Here is a 23087-nt window from a genome sequence, read left to right on the forward strand (position 1 = left end):
TCTGCCCCAAATTTTAACCAAAAAATTTCTTTAGCGAGTAAAATTTTGCAATTATGGTGAATAATGGGGGTTGGTTCAGGAGTTTTAAAGATTTTATCCTTACTTGCGGCAACTTTATTAAATAAATTTATTGCACGGGAAAGAAATGGAAGATATCATTTTTGCCATCAATGAGGTGGTATGGAGTAATGCTTTGATTGTGTTGTGTTTAGGGGCAGGCCTTTTCTTTTCAGTCAAAACCGGATTTTTACAGGTCACTTATTTTCGGGAAATGGTTAGGCTCCTTTTTGGAGGGAAGTCTTCCGATAAGGGTGTTACCTCCTTTCAGGCTTTTGCCATAGCCATATCAGGACGAGTGGGTACCGGCAATATAGCAGGTGTTGCCACTGCCATTGCCATGGGAGGTCCGGGAGCGATATTTTGGATGTGGGTGATTGCCATCCTGGGAGCGGCATCTGCTTTTGTGGAGGCTACCTTGGGTCAGATTTTTAAGGAAATTAAGGATGGTCAATACCGTGGAGGGCCTGCATTTTATATAGAAAAGGGTTTGGGTATTAAGTGGTATGCCATGCTGTTTGCTTTTGCCACGATTTTGAGTACAGCTTTTTTCCTCCCAGGCGTACAGAGTAACAGCATTGCTCTGAGTGTGGAAAATGCCTTTGAGGTACCCACTTGGCTTACAGGGGTGGTGATATGTTCCTTCCTGGCATTAGTCATTTTTGGAGGCGTAAAGCGGATTGGAAAAGTGGCCGAGATTGTAGTGCCTTTTATGGCTGCGGCTTACATTTTAATGGCCATCATAATCATCACACTCAATATTACAGAAATACCCGGGGTGGTCCGGCTAATCTTCGCCTCTGCTTTTAATTTAGAATCCACCTTTGCCGGTGTTTTCGGAATGGCTTTGTCTTGGGGAATTAAAAGGGGGATATACAGTAATGAAGCCGGCCAGGGTACGGCACCACATGCAGCAGCTGCCGCAGAGGTTAGCCACCCTGCAAAGCAAGGGCTGGTTCAGGCCTTTTCTGTGTATGTTGATACCTTGTTTATCTGTACGGCTACGGCTTTTATGATCTTGTTTACTCAGCAGTATAATGTGGTCAACCCGGAAGGAGGATATCTGGTAGAAAACCTACCCGGCATTTCTTACGGACCAGAGTTTACCCAAAATGCAATTGGGGTTCACTTTCCGAGGTTGGGTGCAGGATTTGTGGCTATTTCCCTGGTTTTCTTTGCTTTTACCACCATAATGGCCTACTACTATATTGCGGAAACAAACCTAAGTTACTTGCAAAAAGACGTAAAAAGACGCTGGCCGATCTTATTATTGAGGATATTGATAATAATTGCGACTTTCTATGGTACGATTCGCACGGCCGAATTGGCCTGGACGCTTGGGGACATCGGTGTAGGGGTCATGGCATGGCTGAATGTAATCGCCATTTTACTCCTTCGAAAACCCGCCCTCGATGCCTTGAAAGATTACAAAGAACAGAAATCCAGAGGAATAGATCCCTCTTTTAATAGCGATACATTGGATGTTTCCCACACGGAAGACTGGGATAAAATTGAAGATGGAAAAGGCCACTTGTAATTTCTTTGAACTATTCTTTACTCCTAAGGGAAATTAGGCTATTTTTAAAAATAATTCAACAACAAAGCCGACATTATGGAAAATATCGAAAAACGAGTCCCTGTATTATTGCTTGTTTTTTCCTCCTTTATTTTTGCAACCACTTCTTTGTATGGACAAACCGACAAGGAAGAGCTAATTGGAAGATGGAACCTCCATGTAGACATGGATGGAAAGAACGCACCTTCCTGGCTGGAGGTGAAACTCTCCGGTTACAGTACTTTGGTGGGGTATTTCGTGGGGGACAATGGAAGTGCAAGACCAATTTCCGAAATTCAGTTTGACAAGGGAAACTTTTCCTTCGAGATTCCCGCTCAGTGGGAAGACACGGACAAAAACTTAAAGCTTGAAGGTCAGCTTTCGGGACGGAAAATAAATGGTAAAATTCATCATCCTTTGGGGAATGTTTATTCCTTTGAAGGAGTGGAAGCACCCTTATTGGAACGAGACCAAGAACCCAGCTGGGGCGAAGCAGTGGAGATTTTTAACGGCAAGGACCTTACGGGTTGGTACCCCGATGCTGACGAAAACCAGTGGATAGTTAAGGAAGGGGTTTTAATAAACCCCAAGGCTGGGGCAAATCTTATCACAGATGAAAAATATACCGACTTTAAATTGTTGGCAGAGTTCAGGTACCCTGAGGGAAGTAATAGCGGCATTTATTTGAGAGGTAGGTACGAAGTTCAAATAGAAGATAACCCCGGTACCCCTCCCTCTTCTGTATATTTTGGGGGTGTTTATGGTTTTTTGACCCCCAACGAAATGGTGGTAAAGTCAGCAGGAGAATGGCAAAATTTTGAAATTACTCTTGTGGGCAGGCGTGTTACCATCGTAGCAAATGGTAAGTCCATTATTTGTGATCAGATCATTCCCGGAATTACCGGAGGTGCTTTGGATAGCAATGAGGGAGAGCCCGGCCCCATCATGCTTCAAGGTGATCATGGGGAAGTGGAATTCAGGAAAATCACCATTATTCCAGCCCGGTAATCCAAAGAAATCAAAGCTATCCCCCCTCCCTTTTTTCAGGAAGTTGGAGGGGGGACTTTATTTTTAAAGGATTTATTTTTAAATTCCGGCTTTTTAATCCGTAGCAGCGAAAAATGGTAGTGATAAGGAAAGCAGAATTTGCGGATATTCCAGTCATTCAAAGGATAGCCTTCAAGACATGGCCGGAGACTTTTGGAGACATACTTTCAAGGCCACAGTTGTCTTATATGCTAGACTTAATGTATAGCGAGAATTCTTTGTGCCAGCAAATTAGAGAAAAAGGGCATGAATTTGTCATTTCTGGTTCTGAGGGATTTGCATCCTTTGAAATGAATTACAAGGACAGTTCTTCTACAAAAATCCATAAAATCTATATTTTGCCCACGGCCCAGGGTAGGGGAGTAGGAAAGGCCCTGTTTGGTCATATTGCAGCAATGGCCAAGGAGTGCAGTAATGACAAGCTGACTTTAAATGTCAATAAATTTAATTTATCCGCTATTTCGTTTTACGAAAAGCAAGGTTTTATGGAGGTAGGAAGGGAAGATTTGCCTATAGGCAGCGGGTATTGGATGGAAGATATTATTATGGAAAAGGCCATATAAAATTTATGATTGTATTTTTGGCGGAAACTGAGAAAGACCTACCCAATATTCCTCGATCTGATCGGCAACATCACTTAGATCTTTTCCACCTGAGGGTTTGGTAATGTAGCCGTTGGCATAATGATGATAGGCTGCGAAAATATCCTCCGGAGAACTAGAAGTGGTAAGAATCACTACCGGAAGATGCCTTAAGTCTTCTGAATGTTTTATGAATTGCAGCACTTCATGTCCATTTCTCTTGGGTAAATTGATGTCCAATAGGATAAGGTCTGGCAAATTCGAGCTTTCTGTTTTCAACCTATGCATTAACGTCTCAATAGCCTCCAAGCCGTCTTTGGCCACGCTCAATTGATGGCGGGCGCTGGTGTTTTCTAGGGCCTCCCTTATCATAAACACATCACCTTCGTTGTCTTCTACTAATAATATTTGGATTGCTGACATGTGGGATAAATTATAATTGGCAATAAACCAAAACTACTTAAATTAAGCAAGAGGGTGCTCACGAATACTTTGGTATGGTGAAATGGAAGACACTCCCTTGGCCTTGTCCCGAATCCACCCATATTTCCCCGCCTTTTTTCTCTATGATTTTCTTACAAATGGCAAGGCCTATTCCAGTGCCGGAATATTCGTTTCTGGCATGAAGACGTTGGAAAATTTGGAATATTCTATCGTGGAAGCTTGGGTCAATTCCTATACCGTTGTCCTTCACCAAAAAATGCCAGCTATCTAGGTTTTCTTTGGCACTGATCCTAATTTTAGGAGGGTTACCTGGTGACTGGTACTTTATTGCATTGATGATAAGATTTTGGAATACCTGCTGAAGAATAATCTTTTCCACCTTAATGGTAGGCATTTCTTCGATACTCACTGATGCCCCACTTTCCCTTATAATATGTTGGTTAAGATGGAGGATGTCCTTTATTAATGACTCCACTTCCACCGTTTCTATTTTCCCTAAATTCCTTCCCACCCTTGAAAACTCCAAAAGGTCCAAAATAATTTTACGCATCCTGTTACCCCCGTCAATGGCAAACTTTATGTATTTTTTGCCCGTTTCGTCCAGAAGGTGGTCGTATTTTTTTTCTAACTGTCCCAAAAAACCATTGACCATCCTAAGAGGTTCTTGCAAGTCATGGGAGGCAACAAAGGCGTATTGTTCCAGCTCCGCGTTGGAATGGGCCAAGGCTTTTGCCTTCTCTTCAAGTTCCTTATTTAACTTTTCTAAGGAATAGGCATATTCCTTCCTTTCAGTAATATCCTGCATGGCACCCAGCATTCTGTAGGGTTTTCCATTTTCGTCCCTGAGTATAATTCCCCTGTCCACGATATGTGTATAGCTCCCGTCCTTTCTTTGGAAGCGGTATTCTTTTTCGAGTTTATGGCAGTTGGGATTTCCAAGAGCGAGGTCTAGGACATCTACGGTGCCATTATGGTCATCTGGATGGATGTGACGCTTCCATATGTTTTTTTCAAAAGGGATATTTCCGGATGGTAGCCCAAACATCTTCTTGAACCCTTCCCCCCAGAAAAGCTTGTTTTTTTTAATGTCCCAATCGTATATGGCATCATTGGTGGCCTCTGCAACTTTGGTGAACCTTTCATTAGAAAGCCTTAATTTTTCCTCAGCCTCCTTTCTTTGGCTAACATTTTTGAAGAAAACGGACAACCCCCCTTCTGAGGGGTAGGCACTTACTTCAAACCACTGGTTGAGAGTAGGATAATAGCCCTCAAAATGTTGCGCCTCATTAGAGTCCAATGCCTTTTGGTAAAACTTGAAGAAGTCCGTGTCCACTGCATCCCTATAGGGATCCCAGAGGCTTTTGCCAAGCATTTCTTCCCTTGATTTCTGTAAAATTTTTTCAGCTGCACTGTTCCAATAGGTCACTTTACAGTCCCTGTCCAATGCGAAAAATCCATCACTTATACTTTCTAAAATGTTTACTTTTTCCTGTAAGGCTTCTACCAAATCCAATTCCGCCCTCTTCTTTTCGTCAATGTCTTGGAAACTCCCATATAACCTGGTGCATTTACCATCGTTGAAATCACTTTCTCCAATAGCTCTCACCCATTTTTCTTTTCCTTTTCCGGTGATAATGGGCAACTCAAAATCAAAGGAAATTCCTTGATTTTTTGTCTTTTCTACCGCCTCCGCTACAAAGGCCCTGTCTTCTGGCTTATAAAATTTAAGGGAGTTTTCGAGTGTAGGCTGAAAGTTGGGGGGAGACTCGTGTATTTTCCTGGTTGTCTGGGACCAATAAATCGTCTCAGTAGCAAAGTCCAACTCCCAGCTGCCAATTAAGGCAAGTTTGGATGTGTTTTCCAGTAATTGTTCAAGTTCTTTTTTGTCGGTGATATCCTTACCTACCGAAAAGACCAGGTTTTGTCGGAGGTCTATTTTAATCGTCCATCCCAACCAAACGGTTTTCCCGTTTTTAGTAATAAACCGATTTTCTAAATAATGCCTGTCCCCACTATTCAAGTTTTTTACCAACTGCTTTTTGGAGTGTAGTATATCTGAAGGATGGATAAAATGCGTATAGGGTTTAGCCAAAAGTTCCTCTTCTTGGTATCCCAGCACTTGAGTGGCTGCTTGATTCACCTTTTTGAAATATCCATCCAAACCCACCATACAAATGATATCCGGCACGGTATTGAAGATTTCCTCCAGTTCCTCTTCAATTAATTTTCTCTGAATAAGGGAACCCAACTTGTTTCCCAATTCATGATACAAGAATTTTTGCCGAGAAATATCTGGCTGATCTTGTCCCCAGCCCAATACAAGGACCCCGACAAACTCTTGCTGAAATTGCAGTGGTACCCCTTCCATGGATTCGATGCCGGCCTTTTGGGCTTGGCTTTTAAGCAATGAAACGTCCCCATTAACTTCCTCCCATTGTGTGATGGATTTCTTTTTCCAAACTGTCCCTGGAATTCCCTGGCCCAGTACATGATTTTCCAACTTTGGCAAACCCTTGTAAAACTCCTCCGTTTTTTTGTTGGAGCAAGCACATGACCTTAATGCTAGGCTGTTTTTGTCAGGGGAAACCAGCCAGATTTCAATTAGTTTAGCGCCAAGTAAGGCCAGTAGTTTTTTGTTTATTTTAGGCAGTGAATCTTTAAATCCATTGCCACTGTTCAAATATTGGGTGATTTCGATTATGAATTCATTAATGATTTCTGCATTTTTCTTATCTGTGATGTCCCTGCTCACCCCCACCAAACCAAAAACTTCATTATTCTTGCCAATTAGGGGCACCTTGGTCGTCAACAACCACTTTTCATTGCCTTTCCTGTCAAATATCTTCTCTTCCTTGTTAAAAATGCCTTTTCCGTTTATAATGACATCATGATCGTCTTTTTGTATTTCCTGAGCTTTCTTTTTGTCGAGGAAATCCAATAGGCCTCTACTTGTCTGGGGAGTCTCCTCTTTAATGTCCAAAAAATTCAGGTTTGCCTTGTTGTTGATAAAGTGATTGGATTTAGTGTCTTTGACATAGATTAGATCCGGAATATTATCGATTATAGTGCGTAGCAACTGTTTTTCTGCGATCAACCTTTCTTCTGCTCTCTTATTTTCGGAGATATCCTGCATGGCACCGATCATTCGTACAGCCTCTCCCTTTTCATTTCTGATTATGGCTCCCCTGTCTAATACAGGAATGTATTTTCCAGATGCGATTTTGAAGCGGTATTCTTGTGTCCAGATTTCTTTTTCGGATTGGATTACATCATTTATTTTTTTGGTTACCTTTTCGAAGTCCTCAGGATGTATTCGGTTGGACCAAGAGCTACCTTCAAGCGGTTTCTCGGGCATGGGGAAACCAAAAACCGTGTGGTATCCTTCTCCCCAACTGACAGTTTCTGCCCTTAAATCAGCATCCCAAATTACATTTAGTGAAGCTTTGTTTACGAATTCGAATCGGAGATTACTTTCCGCAAGTTGTTCTACATACTTTCTGTTTTCAAGTATCACGCTCAATAGGTGGCAAGCTCTAGCCAATGTTTTTTTCTCCTTCATGTTGGGGTTTTTGGCCCTGTGGAAAAACACCGTTAAAATGACTAAAACTTTCTTTTGTTTATCTAAAATAGGGATTGCCCAACATGCATGAAGTTCATTGGCTAGTGCTGTTTCGCTTAAGTCCCCCCAATTGGGGTCATCGGCAATACAAGGGACGATAAGTTCCGTTTTCTGTTTCACGACAGCTCCAAATAAACCTGGATTTTCCAAAACATCCATTCCTTCTAACGCTTCCATAAAGGTTTTTGGAAGTGATTTTGAAGACCAATTAAATATTAGGTTCCCCTCAAGTCTTAATATAGAGCACTTCATTCCATGATGTAGGCTTTCTATTCCATCCAGGTATTTCTCGAGGATTTCCTGAATGGAAATAGCCTGTTGAGCACTCAGCTCCAAGACAGATTTTTCCAGATTCTCCAGCAAATTGAGGAATTTTCCGTCATCGATATTTTGAAAGAAAAGTCTGATAAAAACCTGTCCATCATCGGGATCTGGCTCTTTGATGCTTGATACCCTCATCCATAAATAGTCCCCATGGGCATCTGCAACACGCTTTTCAAATTTGTACTGATTTTCCTCGCTGAGCAGAAAATGTTGTAGTAAAGGTTTCTCAAGTTGCCAGTCCTCAGGGTGGGTGATTTCTTCCATTGACTTACTGAGCAACTCTATTTTATCATACCGGAGAAATTTCAGGAAGGAATCGTTGGCCTCCTGTATAGTCAAAGTCCCATTTTCTTTATCATATTTCAATAAAAGACCTGGAAAGGGGAGGTTGCTAAATATGGTTGCTATAGTGTTGATCTTTTTCAATTAATATTCAGGCTAAAGTTTAGGAATGGTGAAGTAGAAAATACTGCCTTCGTTTTCTTTGGAAGTCACCCATATCCTCCCTCCTTCATCTTCTACTATTTTCTTACAAATAGCAAGACCCATACCTGAACCTTCCATGAATTTACCAGTTTCCAGCTTCTTTAACAATATAAATATTTTATTGATATGGGAGCTACTAATTCCCCTCCCATTATCCTTAATGAAAATTGTCCATTCCACTTCGGTGGCGTGAAATCCAATAGAAACCTTAAGGGGAATACTTTTCTTTCGGAATTTAAGGGCGTTGTTGATAAGTTGATAGAATAATTCCGTCATATGGGATTTAACCACTTTTACATCGGGTAGGTTTTCTATACAAATATATGCTTTAGTTTCCCGGATCATTTTGGCGTTCAGCCTTAAGGCCTTCTCCACGCTCGATTTAAGGTTTATATTTTCCTTGGGATATATGTTTTTAGAGATGGTCGCGTACTTTACCAATCCAAGCATTATTTGCTTCATGCTGCTCATTCCACCTTTGATCAGGCCCATATATTGCACAGATTTAGGATCATCTGGACTAACAAGTCTTTTTTCTAACAAATTTAAAAACCCATTCATCATTCTAAGGGGTACCTGCATTTCGTGGGAAGCTACCAAAATCAATTGATCCAATTCTTTTTTGGCATGCTCGGTACGTTGATGTTGAGATTGGATTTCTTGGTTGAGTTCCTGTACTGAAAGTAGTTTTTCCTTCAGTTGTTTATCATGTTTTATTAGCATAAAAAATAAAACAGCTCCCGTGGCAAAAACATAGGCAAATCCTTTGATGTTTTGTAAGATCACTATTTCATTGTAGGTACTTCCACTGTACAAAAATCCAATGAGCCTGTCGCTAAAAAAAATCCAAAGTACTCCCAAAAGCACATAAACTAATGTGTATTTTACACTTATTTTCATTCGTTTTAACTTTAATTCTAAAAACCAAAAACCATTTAGGTGAATGATTATTTACTGTAAAAAGGCTAATTAGCCTGCCCCAGCCTTCCTAGGTTCCGAAAATTATCGGGATTTGGGAAACTTGATTCAGGAAACATCCCATTTTACCTAGATAGGTATTGTGGCATCCCTCCGTGTGATGTTCTCCTCAAGCTCTAATTCAATAAATGATATATCCATTATTTTTATAATTTGGTTTGAAAATCCCAAATATGATAAATATAGATAGTTTAAATTTATGTCATTCTTTTTTAAATTACGCCACAGTTCCAAAAAATCCTTTCAAATGGCTAAATTTTTGGTTGCCTTTCCATTTATGGTAAACAATAGGAGTGGATGGTAGATTTCCAATATCCAAAATGAAAGAATTTCAACTATTTTCCATTACATCTACCTAGGGTTTCCTTGAAAATTGTTTTACCTTATTTATTAGGAGATTATTTTGGCCCTTGTTCTCTTTTTTTCCTGGTTTTGTTGGGGCATCATAAGTCCATTTGACATGGAAAAAGTACAATTCATCGAGTTTTCTTATTCTTGGAGTGGCTTTTTTGGGGTGCGGGCATACCCGTCCCTTGAAAGGCATTTCCATGTGCTTCCGGTTAAGTCTGGCTGCCCTATCCGATAGCAGGGGGGATATCTTTTTCTCCTTTCGCATGGCAATCTTTACGGTGTTGGCCGTCATGGTGGCGAGAAAAACCATCACCTTTTTCTTCTTCTCGCCTTTGCCCCTGATTTTCCTCAGCCCATAGTGGTTTTTGTAGTCCCCGAACACGCCTTCCATTACCGTGGACCAATGCCTGGATATTCCGCAACTCAGTATTTTTTCAGCCTCTGAATGCCTTCCGGGGCCTTTTTCGGAGTTTTTAACAAAATATATTTTATCTTATCATTTGATTATCGGAGGGTTACGAATATTGAAGAAAACCCTACGTTAAGGGGGATTGATATAAAATAGATTGGTTTAATCCCAATGACGTCGGCCATATTTAGGTTTTAATTTTTGCAAGGCTATTCAGTGTTCAGGTTTTAGGGGCTTTATTGGCTTCCAATTACCGCTATAATGGTTTTCAGGCTGAAAATTGGGGTCGTCCGTGCCATGGTATTCGCCAAACTCATTGGTGTACCAGTAATTGTAATGACCTTCTTTTTTGATCTGCTGGCCGGTATATGGGTCGTTGAAGCTACTATAGCCAGTTATTGCATCGGTGACCGCGGCATTTCCGGAGTAGGAGCCAGAGCCACTGCTTCCGAAGTTTCTGTCATACCAAGCCTGATTTTGTTGGTGGTAGGTTTGTCTCATGGAAGCCATGTTTTGTTGATGGGCATTGAATTGCTGTTGCTGTTGAGCCATTCTGGCTTGGTGGTCTTGGGACATGCGCTGGGTTTCCATGTTGATTATTTGGTTTCTCCTCTCTTCCCATTTGGGGCTTACTTCCATGTTAAAGTCAATCTCACGATTTTTTGCCTGCGCAAAGAGATTTTCGGGAGCCAACGCAAAACCTCCAATTACGACTCCGAATTTAGTGGTCAAGTAAGGGTTACTATCTACTACCCCTAGTTTGGCTCCTCGTATTACCCCTTTGTATGGGATGTTTTTCCGAAAGGCTGAGAAATCTAACCTGACCATATCAAAATCCATTTCCACCGGATCCCCCATCATTTGACTTACCATGTTTGCGAATGATACTGCATGTTCCCGGAATTGTCTACCTTCTTCTTTTTGAAGAGCCTCTCTGTCCGATTCGAGACTTCCAGGTGAAAATTTCTCCAAAAATGGACTGGAACAGTAGTGCATTAAATAATAAATCAATTGGTCGAAGTACATGCCACCTTCTTGTCCGAAGGACTGGGTATAATTGTAATTCATCATCAGTGGTAAAAATCCCTGAACTTCTCCTTCGGGGCTTTCCACAGCCAATAGAAACTTCAAGTATCCAGTTCCATTGGGGTTGGAGGCTATATCCTGATGCAATGTCCAGCCGTTAGGGACATTTAGGGAGACCATGGTCATGTTCAAGGTCTGGTCATTAATGTCTACCCTTTGCAAATCTTCTATATTTGTAGGAGTGATGTATGCAGTATTAACAGCAGGAGCCTCTACTTTGTCGGTAACAGACATGGTCACATTGACAACATCTTCTTTAGGGTTTGAGAAGGAAACCAAGCTAAAGCACATATGACTTAGCATAGAGACGAGGGTTAAAAAGGTTGATGTCATAATTGGTAAAGTATTTTTTGTCTTTACCTATACATAGCAGAAATTGAAAAATGTCATCCAAAAAAATTAGCCATCCTCAAATTTTTTTTTTTAAAATCAACAATGTATTGCCTTCCCCAGATATTTTGGGTTTTGCCAATAAAAAAATCTAACATTATTGAATTCCCCAATTAATCAGGTTAACGCCCCACTTTTCAATGCCTTAACGGCGAAGTCAACGGCTCTGGCTGTAAGTGCCATATAGGTGATGGAGGGGTTTTGGGTGCCGGTTGAGGTCATACAAGCCCCATCCGTGACAAACACGCTGGGACAGGCATGCATTTGATTGTACCCATTGAGCAGCGAGGTTTTCGGGTCTCTTCCCATCCTGACTCCACCCATTTCATGGATATCCAGACCGGGAGACTGCTTGGTGTCCCAACCCCTGATGTTATAGCAGCCGGCCTTTTCCAGCATTTCCGTCCCTTGCTCTAAAAAGTCCTTTAGGGACTTTTCATCGTTGTCATCATAACCCACATTTACCTTCAGAAGTGGCATGTCCCATTTGTCCTTTTTATCAGGGTCCAAGCTTACCCTGCTTTCTGACTTGGGGATAGTTTCTCCCTGCATCATCATAAAGACGTTCCAATCTCCCAGTTCAGCGTTTTTTTCTTTGTATTCAGGCCCAAAATCAGCATCTCTGGCACTGCCCCACCCTTTGCGACCAGCGGTGTAAAAGGTCATGTATCCCCGAAGGAAGTCCATTTCCTGCTTTTTGACATTTCTGAAATTGGGCATCATGATGGAAGTAGGCCTTCTACCATAATAGTAGGAGTCCAAGTGTTTGTCCATGGATGCGGATATATTACCCCTGTAGTTATGGAAAGCAATGTATCTACCAAGAAGGCCGTTATCGTTTCCCAGCCCCTTTGGAAAACGGGTGGAGGTGGAATTCAATAAGATTAAATTAGTGTTCAGGGCAGAGGCGTTGACAAAGATCAGCTTAGCAAAGTAGCTAGTACTCTCCATTGTCTCGGAGTCTATTACATTTACCCCTGTCACCTTTCCCTTTTGATCGTCATAGATAAGGGAGTGTACCACAGAGAATGGGCGTACTTTTAGGTTTCCTGTGACAGCAGCAGCGGGTAGGGTGGCTGCATTCGAGCTGAAGTATGCCCCGAAGGGACATCCCCTTTGACACAGGCTCCTGGCCATGCACTGGCCCCTCCCAAGAGCAACATGATGTTCAGCGGGTTTAGTAAGATGAGCACAACGGCCGATGATTACATTCCGGTCCTTGTAGCTGGACATGATGCTCTGTTGGATTTCCCTTTCCACTTTGTTCATTTCCCAAGGTGGAAGAAACTCCCCATCCGGAAGGGTTTCCAGTCCGTCCTTATTGCCACTCACCCCTATGAATTTTTCCACATGGCTATACCATGGAGCGATATCCCTGTACCTGATGGGCCAATCCACAGCGAAGCCATCCCTGGCAGGACCTTCGAAATCGTATTTGCTCCACCGCTGTACCTGCCTTGCCCATAACAAGGACTTTCCTCCCACCTGGTATCCACGGATCCAATCGAAGGGTTTTTCTTGAATATAAGGGTGTTCTTTGTCCTTTACAAAAAAATGATCCGCATCATCCTTAAACGCATAGCATTTGGACACAATCGGGTTTTCCCTTTTCACATCCAAAGACAAATTTCCTCGAAGCGGAAATTCCCATGGAGGGGTATGCATGGTGGGGTAATCCTCCCTATGCCTGACATCCCTGCCACGTTCCAGTACCAGGGTTTTGAGGCCTTTTTCACAAAGTTCCTTCGCAGCCCAGCCACCACTTATCCCGGAGCCTACTACTATCGCATCGTAAGTATGATCGTTCATTTGGTCTGATTATTCGTATCTCAGTGAATCTATGGGGTCTAGTTTACTGGCTTTGTAGGCGGGGATATAGCCGGAAATGAGGCCTACCAGTATGCAAATGATAAAAGATAGTATCATCCAAACCCAAGGTACCAGAAACCCTCCAGGTCCTAGTAAATTACCCACTAAATTTCCTATTCCTATCCCCAATAGGACCCCTAAGATACCTCCCAAGACGCAAATGACAATAGCCTCGATCAAAAATTGCTGCCGGATTCTAAGAGGAGTGGCCCCTAATGCCTTTCTGATGCCTATTTCCTTGGTCCTTTCAGTCACAGAAACAAGCATTATGTTCATCAGCCCAATGGCAGCCCCTAACAAGGTAATAAACCCGAGGCCAAACCCTCCCATCCTGAGGAAAACCGCAATTTCTTCCAGCCTTTCACCTATTGTGCGGGATTTAACTACCTCAAAGGAATCTTCCTCTCCCAATCTGTCTTGCCTTATTCCTCGCATGATGCCGGTAGCCTGTCCCATTTCATATTCCATCTTAATAGGGTCGGCAGCACCCACGGTAATGGTATATCTAAAAGTACCTGACCTGTCTAGGTTTCTGGCATTGAGGAGGGGTATAATAAGGGTCCTGTCCCTGCCAGTGTCTCCTCCTACTCCTCCCTGCTTTTCCATAACCCCCACCACTAGATACCTTTTTCCATAGAAATTGACGTGGCTATTAATAGGATCTTCCCTATCCCCAAATAAGGATTTTACAATTTCGGTTCCCAGAATACATACATTGCTACCATACTGGATTTCGACTTCGCTAAAGTTCCTCCCTCGGTCTATACTTATACCATTGATAAGAAAATAATTTTCATCGCCCCCAATGATGGAGGTGTTTGGATTTGTCTTTTTGGACTGTCTCTTTATTTCAGCGCTTCCAGATATGGAGGTAGTCACCGTCAGCCCCCCCCTTTCACTATATGCCTGTTTGAACTGGGAGGCCTCTCTATAGGATATCGGAGTGAAGGTCTTTGGTGCCAGTCCTGAGGAACTTGCTCTTCCCCCTGTAGAGTACTTGCCACGGATATTAAAGTTATTTGCACCAAAACCGGATAGGCTTTCCTCTATCTGTGCTTTCATGGCATCAATTGCAGTCAACATGCCTACTAAGGAGGTTATCCCAATGGCAATGATCAAACCTGTCAAAATTGTTCTGAGAAGATTAGACTGAACTGCCCTTAATGCTTCTTTAATGTTTTCTAAAAGATTCATGCTGACCCTGTTGAATACGATTGCTAATACTACGAAAAATTCTCGATATGTCCTTCACTGGTCATGACCTATCCTTAATGCATACGATCCCCTCTTATTTCCAGGCTTTCCATCACCCGTTTCTCGTAGATCAACCATTCTTTCCATCTTTTTTCCACTTTCTCTACTGGGAAGTAGGTTTTAGCAAGATCAATAAAATTCACATAATGTCCCGCCTCCGATACCATCAGTTCATAATAAAATGCCTTAAGTTCCTCGTCTTCCAAATTTTTCCAAAGTAATTTGAACCTTTCGCAGCTTCTGGCCTCAATCAATGCATTCATCAGCAGGTATTCGGTAAGGTGTTCCATCCTGCTTCCCCCTTTTTTGATGAACTTCATCAATTCTGCCACATAAGTGTCCTTTCGGGGTTTGCCAAAAGGAAGCCCTCTTTTCCTCAGCTGGGAAATAACACGCTGAAAGTGATCCCATTCTTCAGCCACCACTGGGGTAAGCACCTCCACCAGCTTTTCCAGTTCAGGGAACTTTACAATGAGGGAGATACAGGAAGATGCCGCTTTTTGTTCACAATAGGCATGGTCTACAAGTATTTCCTCGATGCTCATTTTAGCCACATCTACCCATCTTGGATCAGTAGGTAGCTCCAGCCTGAGCATTTTTCCTTGGGTTTTTTCTTGCCAATTCATGTGTTTATATTTTCTTTTCAACGGCCATATAGCCTGCTCCGAACTCGTTTCGGGAGCCTGTCCCTGCCTGCCCCGAACTCGTTTCGGGGAATTTATTTCGGGAGAATCTCGCAATCTTAATCATCCCTCCGTGCGTCGCTTGCGTCATGTCCTGACTGCCGTCAGGACAGGCTCGATTTCATAGGTAATATGTTTAATCAAAAAAGGACCAACTAATCCCCACATCCAGCATTCCTTTCAATCCTGTGTAACCCGGAGTCACGAAATAACCTTGCTGATTCATCATCCCCTCATTAAGGTGATTATACCTGAATAAAACCCTTGTTCTTGAAATTCTAAAATTCAGGAAAGCATCTACTACGGGATAAGCAAATACATTAAAGGTGTTTTGCAAATGGAATTGCTGGGTGGCAGGCATATAGGCTTCCGCAAAATTATCGCTTCTATACCTGCCTTCTATCCCTAATTGTACGTAAATGTTTTCGTCAAACAAAGGGCCGTCAAAGAAAAATCGGGTATTGACAAACAGATTAGGGATTCTGAAACTATCCGCAGCCCCACCAGTGATGACCGTATAAACCGCCTCGGTTTGCCAATGCCACTTTTCGGCTAGCACAAAGTGTGCATTAACGCCGGGCATGACCATAAATGCCTCTCCTGTAGCCTGCTCCGGCATCATTTCCTCATTGAAATAAATATAATTGTTTATGCGGTTAATCGTGAGGTTGGGCCGAAATTGCCAGTTGTTAACATCTACCTTGATCACGCCCTTGGCCTGGTCCACACCAATACTGGAATAAGTGTTGTTCCAGCGGAAGAAGTTGCCGTTATACCTTTCCTGCATCAAGGTTGGCCGGTAAAGTGCCTTGGTATAGCTCAAATCAAGGAATGGTGATTTAAACAACCCGTGGATACGATAACCATCTGGGATCAAATATTCCCCTTCGGCCTCAAAAGACCATTTTTCACTGATATCCCCTCGCAATGCACCTCCAAGATAGAGTTCGGTAAAGGAATTGTTTTCTTCAAAAAAAACACTTGCCATCCTGCCAAACCTCAACTTGACAAAGGCATTGTAATAAATAGGTCCAAAATCCCCTTTAAAACCAAATTCATTTCTCCACTCGGAAAAATGATTGTGGTTATTGGTGCTGTCGGGATTGTGGTGTAAAAGGGTGGTATCAGAAGAAATAAAGCGGTTGTCATTAAAAAACTCGGCGTCAGTGCTGTTTAAATTGGAGAAAAAACGTACTTCCTGCTTTTTCTTGTCAAAAATATGATAGGCTTGCCAGCCTTTCAAAATCTCATATTGGTGGTATAGGTGGTAATCCTGCCTAAGATCCGTTGCCCTGGAATTTCGGAGCCATACCTTGGAATCCTCATAGGTGAAATAAACCGATGTAGAATCTATCTCCGGAGGAATAATGCCCCCCTGTTCGTTTACCACATGCCGCATCCTTGAAAAGTTGGCCATCAAAAAATACTTCTCATTTTCGGAGGTATAGTTGGTGTGCATGCTGTAAGAGTCATTTACTACCATATTATCATCCCTTCTAGTGGGGTTCAGGGTTTTCCTGACTCTTAGAGTTCCATAGTTGAAGCCCACATTCCAGTTTGGGGTGATGTTCCTGGCAAATCCAATGTCCAGTTTGTTTCTGTTACCTCCCCCAAAGAAGGCTTCTAGCTGTGTGTAAGGCGATTTTGTATCAAAGTACTTCATGCTGTCCGGTGAGTTATAATACAAGTCGTAAGCATGAAAACCCGAGGTTCTCCCGATTTGTCGAGGAGCTTCATAAAAAACAGGTTTGGCGGCAGAACCCATATTCCCAAGATCCTGATACTTGTACCAGGTATCCGCAACAGGTTCATAATTGTGGAAACCCGTAAGCGAGGTGTCTATTTCTATCTCCTCAAACTTGTTGAAGCGCATAAACTTCTCATAATAATAAAGGGAAGTTTTAGGCCCATATACCATTTTAGTGGAATCGTCAAGGAGTCCTCTCCTTGGTGCGTCGGGGTCTTGTTCCTGCTCTTGTCTAGGTTGTTGCTGCTGTTGTTGTCCAGGTTGCATAGGTTGTTGTTGCCCCCCGGGTGGGCCTTGTGGAAATTGTGCAAATACAGGGAATACCCCAAGCATCATTCCAATGAAAAAGAGTAAGCCTCCCTTAAACCTCACTGCTGTATTTTTTTCTCCTAATTGATTGTTGTACCAAGGACAAAATTTCCGTGGCATCTTCTTTTTTAAAATCCATGCCTATGGGTAGGGCAAAAATCGGAATTTCTTTCAAATATGGAAGGAATTCCTGCTGCTTTAATTTCACTGCATCCTTTTCAGTAGTCAAAAGAACGGGGTTTTCCATCCTGTGCTCCCTGAATTTTCGTTGGATCAACTCCATATCCTCTTTTTTGTATTGGTGGTGGTCAGCAAACGAAATGTTTTCCAGAACCTCATGCGTTTTAGAAACGGTCCTTATCAGGTTTTCATTGTTGGCAATACCACTTAGAACCAGTACTTTTTTGGCATTCGATGGGAAATTGCCCTTCTCGAACAATGGGATAGGGGCATGGTACCTTACCCCCGCAAAAAATACCGGGGTTCCGGCAGAGGCATATTTATGGATTTCCCTGATGAAATATTGCTTTTCTCCTGCAGAGATCTGGTCTGGGCACTTGGTGACAATAATGATGTTAGCCCTATTAGACCCCTTTCTGCTTTCCCTTAACCTACCTAAAGGTAAGAGGTGGTCACTGAAAAAGGGACGATCAAAGGTGGTAAGCAAAATATTTAGGTCACCCGACACGTACCGGTGTTGGTAGGCATCATCCAGCAATATGACCTGGGTTTCCGGATGCTCAGCGAGGATCATAGGAATGGCTAACGCCCTTTCTTCCCCTACAGCCACCCTAACATTGGGATGAAATTTTTGAAATACCTGAAAGGGTTCATCCCCGATTTCCTCAACTCGTGTATGCGCATTGGCCAATTGGAAGCCGTTGGTTTTTCTTCTATAACCCCTGCTTAACATGGCCAGAGAGTAGGTGTCCTTCAACTTCGTTATCAACCATTCTACCATCGGGGTTTTGCCTGTACCTCCCACCGATAAATTCCCAATAACAATCAGGGGGATTTCAAAGGAACTGCTTTTTTTGATACCCAAGTCAAAAAGGTGGTTGCGCAGGTCTGTGGCAGCCCTGTACATAAGAGAAAAAGGGATCAGCAGTGGATCAGAAAGGCGCATTCCTTGAAATTTACTACATTTGAATTTAAACCAAGGACAAATATATGGCTTATTTATTAAGGGAACTGATAGCTCATCTGGAAACCATAGCTCCTCCGGCCTACCAGGAAAGTTATGACAACGCCCAGCTCCTGGTTGGGGATCCCGCCATGGAAGTAAGAGGGGTGTTATGCAGCCTGGATGCCACCGAGGAAGTAGTAAAAGAAGCTAAGGAAAATAATTGCAACGTCATAGTGGCACACCACCCAATAATCTTCAAGGGGTTGAAAAGTCTTACCGGGAAAAACTATGTGGAAAGGACGGTGATCAAGGCCATCAAAGAGGAGGTGGCCATTTATGCCATACACACTAACCTTGATCACGTGGCCCATGGAGTAAATGCTAAAATTGCCCAAAAATTAGGACTGGAAAAGACCGGGATTTTGGCTCCTAAGCTGCAGCTAATGATGAAGTTGGTTACTTTTGTGCCATTGGGGGATACGCAGGCCGTACTCAATTCCCTTTACCGAGCTGGTGCCGGTGTGATCGGAGAATATAGTGGATGTAGTTTTAGGGTGGGCGGCACTGGTACTTTTCAACCCTCTGACAAGGCCAATCCCACCATTGGCAAACATGACAAGCCTGAGGAGGTAGAAGAAAATCGCATTGAAATCATGTTCCCAGCTTATCTGAAACAAAAGGTGGTTTCAGCCTTGAAACAAGCCCATCCTTATGAAGAGGTAGCATATTACTTGCATGAGCTGGAAAATGAAAACCAGGAAGTAGGTGCAGGTATGGTTGGTTTTCTGCCTACTGAAATGGAAGCCTTGGAATTTCTCAAATTTCTAAAACAAAAAATGAATTTAAGTTCCATAAAATATACGCAATTGATTGACCGTCCCATCCGTAAAGTGGCTTTGTGCGGAGGAGCTGGTTTTTTCCTTTTAAATGCCGCTAAGGCTAGGGGAGCAGACATTTTTATCACTTCAGATATAAAGTATCACGAGTTTTTTGATGCTGACGGGGAAATCGTTTTGGCCGATATAGGTCATTATGAAAGTGAATTTTTCACAAAAGAACTATTATTGGAAATATTGTCGAAAAAATTCCCTAATATTGCACTCTATTTGTCGAAAGTGATCACAAATCCCGTAAGTTACCTTTAGTACATGGAAAGTACCGTTGCACAAAAGCTCGAAGCTATACACAATTTACAGCAAATCGATTCCCGATTAGATTCCATTTTTAAAGTAAGAGGAGCACTTCCTGAAGAAGTTCAAGATTTAGAAGATGAGATTGTAGGATACGAAACCAGGTTAAGTAAGTTTAATGGAGACATTGAAAGCCTGGAGGAGGAGATTAAAAAGTATAAAGATTCGATCAAGGAATCCGAAAAGCTGATCAAGAAATACCAGGATCAGCAGATGAACGTCAGAAACAACAGGGAGTATGATGCCATCACCAAGGAGTTGGAGCTACAGGATCTAGAGATCCAAGTTTCCAAGAAAAAAATCAGTGAGGCTCAGGTCAGGATTGAGGAGAAGGAGAAAGACATCGAGGAGGTAAACGAGGTGTTGAAAGACCGCCAAAAGGACCTTGACCAAAAGAAGGACGAGCTTGATGTTTTAGTAGCAGAAAGCGAATCCGATGAGACAAAACTGAAAAACGAAAGGGAAAAGTCGGCCAAAAAAGTGGATGACAGGCTACTCAAATCCTACGAAAAAATAAGGAAGAATGCCAAAAACGGCCTAGCAGTTGTATTGGTGAAGAGGGGGGCTTGTGGAGGATGTTTCAATATAGTGCCTCCACAAAGGCAAGCAGAGATCAGGGAGAAGAAAAAGCTAATTGTCTGTGAGCACTGCGGAAGGATATTCGCCGGTGTAGAGGATGAAATAGAAGAAGAACCTACTCCCAAAAGGAAAAGGAGTAGAGCTTAAAAAAAATAAAGAAGAAGCCCAATTTTAATTGGGCTTTTTTTTATTATAAAAATTAATTATTGAATCCAAACATTCAGTTGATTCGTAGATTTATTATATATAAATTGGCAATCTATGAGCAAGGTTTTATGTGTAGTAATGTTGTTTGGTTCCTTAAGCCTTTCTTTCGCGAAGGAAAAGCAGGATAAGACTTTCCTTATCCTTTTCAATCAGCAGGAATTAACCCAGGAATTTCACGGAGCGGCTCATTTGGAAATGAGTTTTTTAGGGTCTTTCCAAACCAGGGCTTTTGGGGGCAATTCTGATGCGGCCATCCTTGTGACCGTCCAAGACAAAAACTGGACGGTTAGCGATATGGGAGCCTCCCTTGTTGTTTTGGATAACGGAAAAGTTTTAGAACTGGAAAAAATTGCCTACAGGATAGTCGATCTCTCGGCTTGTTCGGACAGTTATAGGGCCCTGATCAATGCAGGGGCATCGGAAACTCCAAAATTAGCAAAAAAGAAAAGCGAAAACACACAAACAATTACCCTGACTTTTTAAAGTTCGTTCTCCTCCTCAAAGGGGGAAGGCTTATAATCATCCAGCCGAAATTGCTTGTCACCCAGTAGGGAAAGTTCATAACAACACAGGTTTTGGTGCCTAAAAACATCCATAAACCGCAGGTCATAATTCAGCAATACGCATAAAAGAATCCTAATCGCCCTTCCATGCATACAAATGAGAACTTTTTGGTGGTCTTCACTCAATATCTTTTTCATCCCCTTCTCAAGCCTTTCGGCCACATCTAAAGGAGACTCGCCATTTTCGATTTTTAAATCAAGATGCCCTTTTGCCCATTTAGAAATCATGTTGTGGTAATATTCATTTTCATCATGATTCATGGGCATACCTTCATATTTTCCCCAGGATATTTCATTGAGTTCAGGGATGGATTCATGTGGAATTCCTTTTTCGATAAATCCCGCGATGGATTGCTTCGTCCTGACCAGCCCGGAAAAATAGATTTTATCGAAATCCATATGGCCATACTTTTTGAAGAAAGCCTGGGCCTGTTGGATACCGTTTTCGTTGATGGGGGCATCAATACCACTTCCCTGTACCACTCCCTTCAGATTGTAATCGGTTTGACCGTGCCTGACGACGAAAATTTTTTTACTGCTCAAGATTTAACTATTTTTGGATCAAAATTCAAAGAAATAAAACTTTTGCCCCATATCATATGATATTTGACAAAAATCTGGACCTAGATTTTTTAAATAACCTCAGCAAAGGTAGTATGGTTGAGCATTTGGGCATAGAGTTTACCGAGGTTGGTGAGGATTATTTGGAGGCCACAATGCCAGTAAATGAAAAAACCAAACAGCCACTGGGTTTGTTACATGGTGGGGCAAGCGTTGTCTTGGCTGAAACCTTGGGAAGCATTGCAGGCACCCTAGTAGTGGACAGGGAAAAAGCCTATTGCGTGGGTCTTGAAATCAATGCCAATCACATAAAAAGCGTGAAAGAAGGAAAGGTGAGGGGAGTGGTAAAGCCCGTTCACCTTGGAAAAAGGACGCAGGTTTGGCAAATTCACATCTTTAATCAGGAAAACAAGCTTACTTGTATCAGCCGGATTACCATGGCGGTAATTAGTAAATGACATATGGAGCTATCAATTGGAGAAAAGGGAGTACAGCTTAAGGAATACTTGGCAAACCTACTGGCATATGGGCTCGCAGGTGACCATCAAATTGCGCTTTGGAGAAGGCCCAAAGAAAAAAAGGTGGAAATTATCCTGGATAATGAAGCACCTACTTGGGTAAACCCAACGATAGAAGACCTGCCTTCTGGATTCTTGTTGCATCCTTTTCAGGAGACTCCCGAAAAAAAGGCCTTACTTATTCAGGCGAAGAATTACTATTCCTTGGAATTGGATCAACCTGCTTTGTCCATCCATGAGGAAGGACCATGGCCAAACAAGGAAATTGGGCCTGCAAAATTAGAGGAACTCTTGGTGGAAAAGACAGGCATAAGGAACAAAAATAGCCAAAGTGGAAATCACAATATAACCAGAAAGGCTGATTTCCTTAAAACGGTCAATAAAGGGGTGGAAGCCATTGAAAAGGGGGAACTGTTTAAAGTAGTGCCTGCCAAGGTAAAATCCGCAGAATTACCAGGGCATTTTGACTTGGTGGCTACCCTCTTGCACCTTTTTGAAGCCTATCCGAATTCTTTTGTAAACTTTTTCCATATTCCCCAAGTAGGCACCTGGGTCGGTGCTACACCCGAGGTTCTGATACAAACAAAGGAGAACTTCTTCTATACCATGTCATTGGCGGGTACCCAAAAGGCTAAGGGGGACAACCCCATCAAAACTGCTGGTTGGACCCAAAAGGAAATAGAAGAACAGGCTATGGTAAGCAGGTATATCGTTAACTGCTTCAAAAAAATAAGGTTAAGGGAATATGATGAAATAGGCCCAAAAACCAGTTTGGCCGGTGAGCTTCTGCACTTGAGGTCTGATTTCAAGGTGGATATGGATGCTACAAACTTCCCTCAGCTTGGTTCGGTAATGTTGGATTTGCTCCACCCTACCTCTGCTGTCTGCGGTATGCCAAAGGAAAAGGCCCTGGAATTCATTGCCACCCACGAAAAATTCGACAGGTCCTTTTTTGCAGGGTATTTAGGACCAGTAAATATACAGCAAGAAACGGCCTTGTTTGTCAATCTAAGGTGTGCCCAGTTTCAGGGGAAAAGGATACTGCTGTATGCAGGAGCAGGGGTTACTGCGGATTCAGAGCCTGACCAGGAATGGGAAGAGACGGAGCTTAAATGTGACGTAATTGGGAAACACCTTAAAACCCGGAAATAGCC

General features: G+C 42.4%; 19 protein-coding genes. 8 read left to right on the forward strand and 11 right to left on the reverse strand.

The annotated features are described in order from the left end of the window. Positions 1-145 precede the first annotated feature (145 nt). The 3 genes from DB520_RS07610 to DB520_RS07620 all read left to right on the forward strand — a co-directional run bounded on the left by DB520_RS07610 (position 146) and on the right by DB520_RS07620 (position 3222). Complete coding sequence (locus tag DB520_RS07610; RefSeq protein ID WP_114749093.1) at positions 146-1594, forward strand: alanine/glycine:cation symporter family protein; 1449 nt, start codon at positions 146-148, stop codon at positions 1592-1594. A 75-nt stretch (positions 1595-1669) separates the two neighbouring features. Further along, the gene (locus DB520_RS07615; RefSeq protein WP_114749094.1) at positions 1670-2620 is read left to right on the forward strand and encodes a 3-keto-disaccharide hydrolase; all 951 of its coding nucleotides are present in this window, start codon (positions 1670-1672) and stop codon (positions 2618-2620) included. Between the two features lie 113 nt (positions 2621-2733). Continuing rightward, the gene (locus tag DB520_RS07620; protein WP_114749095.1) at positions 2734-3222 is read left to right on the forward strand and encodes a GNAT family N-acetyltransferase; all 489 of its coding nucleotides are present in this window, start codon (positions 2734-2736) and stop codon (positions 3220-3222) included. Positions 3223-3225: 3 nt separating this feature from the next. On the opposite strand, the gene DB520_RS07625 is transcribed toward DB520_RS07620, so the two are convergent. The 10 genes from DB520_RS07625 to lpxK form a co-directional block, all read right to left on the reverse strand. After that, a complete protein-coding gene (locus tag DB520_RS07625; protein ID WP_114749096.1) occupies positions 3226-3663 on the reverse strand; it encodes a response regulator in 438 nt (145 codons plus the stop codon). Between the two features lie 58 nt (positions 3664-3721). Then, the gene (locus DB520_RS07630) at positions 3722-8053 is read right to left on the reverse strand and encodes a PAS domain S-box protein (protein WP_114749097.1); all 4332 of its coding nucleotides are present in this window, start codon (positions 8051-8053) and stop codon (positions 3722-3724) included. 12 nt (positions 8054-8065) lie between these two features. Next, a complete protein-coding gene (locus DB520_RS07635; protein ID WP_114749098.1) occupies positions 8066-9013 on the reverse strand; it encodes a sensor histidine kinase in 948 nt (315 codons plus the stop codon). 433 nt (positions 9014-9446) lie between these two features. Beyond that, positions 9447-9929 (reverse strand): transposase, encoded by a 483-nt coding sequence (locus DB520_RS07640; protein ID WP_394340933.1) that lies wholly within the window; start codon positions 9927-9929, stop codon positions 9447-9449. 135 nt (positions 9930-10064) lie between these two features. Continuing rightward, positions 10065-11240, reverse strand: a complete 1176-nt coding sequence (locus tag DB520_RS07645) for a hypothetical protein (protein WP_157971976.1) — start codon at positions 11238-11240, stop codon at positions 10065-10067. A 204-nt stretch (positions 11241-11444) separates the two neighbouring features. Then, positions 11445-13136: a GMC oxidoreductase gene (locus DB520_RS07650; protein WP_114749101.1), complete on the reverse strand. Its 1692-nt coding sequence runs from the start codon at positions 13134-13136 to the stop codon at positions 11445-11447. A 9-nt stretch (positions 13137-13145) separates the two neighbouring features. Further along, positions 13146-14390, reverse strand: a complete 1245-nt coding sequence (locus DB520_RS07655; RefSeq protein WP_114749102.1) for an ABC transporter permease — start codon at positions 14388-14390, stop codon at positions 13146-13148. Between the two features lie 74 nt (positions 14391-14464). Next, positions 14465-15076 (reverse strand): tRNA-(ms[2]io[6]A)-hydroxylase, encoded by a 612-nt coding sequence (gene miaE, locus DB520_RS07660; RefSeq protein ID WP_198675266.1) that lies wholly within the window; start codon positions 15074-15076, stop codon positions 14465-14467. Positions 15077-15269: 193 nt separating this feature from the next. Next, positions 15270-17309 carry a putative porin gene (locus DB520_RS07665; protein WP_317047751.1) on the reverse strand — a complete coding sequence of 680 codons (2040 nt, stop codon included), beginning with the start codon at positions 17307-17309 and terminating at the stop codon, positions 15270-15272. Next, positions 17242-18315, reverse strand: a complete 1074-nt coding sequence (gene lpxK, locus DB520_RS07670) for a tetraacyldisaccharide 4'-kinase (RefSeq protein ID WP_114749103.1) — start codon at positions 18313-18315, stop codon at positions 17242-17244. The genes DB520_RS07665 and lpxK overlap by 68 nt, the downstream gene beginning before the upstream one ends. Before the next feature lie 44 nt (positions 18316-18359). Here lpxK and DB520_RS07675 point away from each other — a divergent pair, with 44 nt between their 5' ends. From DB520_RS07675 to DB520_RS07685, 3 genes are all read left to right on the forward strand, one after another. Continuing rightward, a complete protein-coding gene (locus DB520_RS07675) occupies positions 18360-19460 on the forward strand; it encodes a Nif3-like dinuclear metal center hexameric protein (protein WP_114749104.1) in 1101 nt (366 codons plus the stop codon). A 3-nt stretch (positions 19461-19463) separates the two neighbouring features. Further along, on the forward strand, positions 19464-20231 hold the full coding sequence (locus tag DB520_RS07680) for a zinc ribbon domain-containing protein (RefSeq protein WP_114749105.1): 768 nt from the start codon (positions 19464-19466) through the stop codon (positions 20229-20231). A 114-nt stretch (positions 20232-20345) separates the two neighbouring features. Next, complete coding sequence (locus tag DB520_RS07685; protein WP_157971978.1) at positions 20346-20774, forward strand: hypothetical protein; 429 nt, start codon at positions 20346-20348, stop codon at positions 20772-20774. Here DB520_RS07685 and DB520_RS07690 read toward each other — a convergent pair. Beyond that, complete coding sequence (locus tag DB520_RS07690; protein WP_114749107.1) at positions 20771-21397, reverse strand: histidine phosphatase family protein; 627 nt, start codon at positions 21395-21397, stop codon at positions 20771-20773. The genes DB520_RS07685 and DB520_RS07690 overlap by 4 nt on opposite strands. A gap of 56 nt (positions 21398-21453) precedes the next feature. Here DB520_RS07690 and DB520_RS07695 point away from each other — a divergent pair, with 56 nt between their 5' ends. Beyond that, complete coding sequence (locus tag DB520_RS07695; protein WP_114749108.1) at positions 21454-21873, forward strand: hotdog fold thioesterase; 420 nt, start codon at positions 21454-21456, stop codon at positions 21871-21873. 3 nt (positions 21874-21876) lie between these two features. Then, the gene (locus tag DB520_RS07700) at positions 21877-23085 is read left to right on the forward strand and encodes a chorismate-binding protein (RefSeq protein WP_114749109.1); all 1209 of its coding nucleotides are present in this window, start codon (positions 21877-21879) and stop codon (positions 23083-23085) included. Positions 23086-23087: the final 2 nt, after the last annotated feature.

It is taken from the genome of Pleomorphovibrio marinus, from assembly GCF_003347495.1.
Classification (GTDB): Bacteria; Bacteroidota; Bacteroidia; order Cytophagales; family Cyclobacteriaceae; genus Pleomorphovibrio; species Pleomorphovibrio marinus.

Bases quoted from the DNA above. Each gene is read 5' to 3' on its own strand.
- DB520_RS07695 (WP_114749108.1), top strand. From the start codon at position 21,454: ATGATATTTGACAAAAATCTGGACCTAGATTTTTTAAATAACCTCAGC.
- DB520_RS07610 (WP_114749093.1), top strand. From the start codon at position 146: ATGGAAGATATCATTTTTGCCATCAATGAGGTGGTATGGAGTAATGCT.
- DB520_RS07615 (WP_114749094.1), top strand. From the start codon at position 1,670: ATGGAAAATATCGAAAAACGAGTCCCTGTATTATTGCTTGTTTTTTCC.
- DB520_RS07680 (WP_114749105.1), top strand. From the start codon at position 19,464: ATGGAAAGTACCGTTGCACAAAAGCTCGAAGCTATACACAATTTACAG.
- DB520_RS07645 (WP_157971976.1), bottom strand. From the start codon at position 11,240: ATGCTAAGTCATATGTGCTTTAGCTTGGTTTCCTTCTCAAACCCTAAA.
- DB520_RS07675 (WP_114749104.1), top strand. From the start codon at position 18,360: ATGGCTTATTTATTAAGGGAACTGATAGCTCATCTGGAAACCATAGCT.
- DB520_RS07665 (WP_317047751.1), bottom strand. From the start codon at position 17,309: ATGCCACGGAAATTTTGTCCTTGGTACAACAATCAATTAGGAGAAAAA.
- DB520_RS07650 (WP_114749101.1), bottom strand. From the start codon at position 13,136: ATGAACGATCATACTTACGATGCGATAGTAGTAGGCTCCGGGATAAGT.
- lpxK (WP_114749103.1), bottom strand. From the start codon at position 18,315: ATGCGCCTTTCTGATCCACTGCTGATCCCTTTTTCTCTTATGTACAGG.
- DB520_RS07635 (WP_114749098.1), bottom strand. From the start codon at position 9,013: ATGAAAATAAGTGTAAAATACACATTAGTTTATGTGCTTTTGGGAGTA.
- DB520_RS07655 (WP_114749102.1), bottom strand. From the start codon at position 14,390: ATGAATCTTTTAGAAAACATTAAAGAAGCATTAAGGGCAGTTCAGTCT.
- DB520_RS07625 (WP_114749096.1), bottom strand. From the start codon at position 3,663: ATGTCAGCAATCCAAATATTATTAGTAGAAGACAACGAAGGTGATGTG.
- DB520_RS07700 (WP_114749109.1), top strand. From the start codon at position 21,877: ATGGAGCTATCAATTGGAGAAAAGGGAGTACAGCTTAAGGAATACTTG.
- DB520_RS07620 (WP_114749095.1), top strand. From the start codon at position 2,734: ATGGTAGTGATAAGGAAAGCAGAATTTGCGGATATTCCAGTCATTCAA.
- miaE (WP_198675266.1), bottom strand. From the start codon at position 15,076: ATGAATTGGCAAGAAAAAACCCAAGGAAAAATGCTCAGGCTGGAGCTA.
- DB520_RS07685 (WP_157971978.1), top strand. From the start codon at position 20,346: ATGAGCAAGGTTTTATGTGTAGTAATGTTGTTTGGTTCCTTAAGCCTT.